At 43.8% G+C, this 1,570-nt stretch carries 1 protein-coding gene; it reads right to left on the bottom strand.

What is annotated here, in order from left to right:
- Positions 1-163 precede the first annotated feature (163 nt).
- Positions 164-1,462, bottom strand: coding sequence for an IS1380 family transposase (locus FS666_RS19220; RefSeq protein WP_144463775.1), 1,299 nt, complete (start codon positions 1,460-1,462; stop codon positions 164-166).
- Positions 1,463-1,570: the final 108 nt, after the last annotated feature.

Raw genomic sequence — 1,570 nt, forward strand, 5'->3', positions numbered from 1 at the left:
CCCAAATTACGAAAGTAAATTTACTGAACATTAATTCTGGGGCTATTTGGTAAAACTTTGTAAATTTGGCTATCAAAAATCCTTTAATCCGGCAAATTGGATATAACTTCCCCCTCCCCAAAATGAAGGGGCCATGAATTTCCAATTATTCAGTTACTGCCAGTCACTCAAGCTGCTGTATGCTTTGAACCATGTTTGTAAAAGCCCTTTTATGAAGGTAGCCTTCCTGAATCTTTAACATGATTTGTCTGGCATGATAGACGAATACTCCTGCTGCCTGAACGATTTCCCTGCGAAATCTTTGGATGGTATAGCTTTTCATAGGGGCAGGGCAATGATCCATTTTAAAAAGTTCAAACAGGTTATACGCAAATAGCTTGATCAGCAGGTCCAGTTCGTTGGCCTTGAATGATCCCGTAGGAATCCGGTTGATGGAAAACCCGTGTTTTGCTTCCTTGATGTAGTTTTCCATGCAGGCCCTTTGGTTGTAGAAACGCCAAATGTCCATCGGAGACCAATCCATAGTATGGACAATGGCCTCATGTTCCCAGATGAAATCAATCAATTGCACTTGATCCATCTCAAAACGGGCAGCTTTCCGGATCACTGAAACGCGCCTTGACTTATCCCAGGAAGTGGCTTGATAGTCGATCGTCTTGCCTTCAATGACAATGTCTTCATCGACGAACCGGATCCATGGTTCCGGATCGGTATAAACCGTTTTGGCCAGCCGGCCTGTCCACTTCAGTTTACCGGCATAGTCAATCTGCTTTCCTTCCCAATACCCGTAAAAGTCTTCCCCGGCAAAGCCTTTGTCAAAACGGGCATAGGAAACAGTCTGGGATTCAGAGAGCAGATTCAAGGTCTCTTCCGCAAGATCAATGGCATTGTCAGCCGTATGCCGGTTTCCGGGTCGCAGGGCTGCATTCAGGCATAGACGGGTTTTCCCTTCATAGACCAACAGAGGATGATAGCTTTTGCGCCCGGGTTTATGGGGATTGGGTCCTGTTTTAGCCATTTCCTGATGTCCATAGACGGTTTCGATGGTTGAATCAAAGTCCAATATCAAAGAGGATGGCAAGGCAGGCTCAATGATGTCGTGCATCAGCTCTTTGATGTCTGGCTGTACATTGAATTTGGCAAGATATCTTAAGTCCTTGCCCAATAAAGTATGATGCGGGCACCTGCCTCCCATAAACTGTTGGACCAGGGCATCCTTCTGCAGAGAACGAAAGTGGAAAAGCCGGCTGCAGGAAGCCATCCAGCCAATGATCAAATAGACAATGATTTTGCGAAATGGAAACTTTGAATTGCCTTTCTTGATGGAATCAAAGCAACGAAACGTGCCTTCAATCTCCATTTGTTTCAGGAACTGAAGGAATGGAAGCAGTCCCGCAATATTGGTGGAATTTTTTAAATTAAAGCTAACTTTAATATTTGATAGGTTTGTGGTAAACTTCACCTTAAAGGTGCTCCTTTCTTTGGGATTGTAGTTTTCTCAAACACAATTATACCAAAGGCTGGAGCCCTTTTTGTATTTAGTTACTAGATTTTACTTTCGTAATTCAGG

This window comes from Siminovitchia fortis (assembly GCF_007681465.1).
In the GTDB taxonomy this organism is placed as follows: Bacteria; Bacillota; Bacilli; order Bacillales; family Bacillaceae_C; genus Siminovitchia; species Siminovitchia fortis.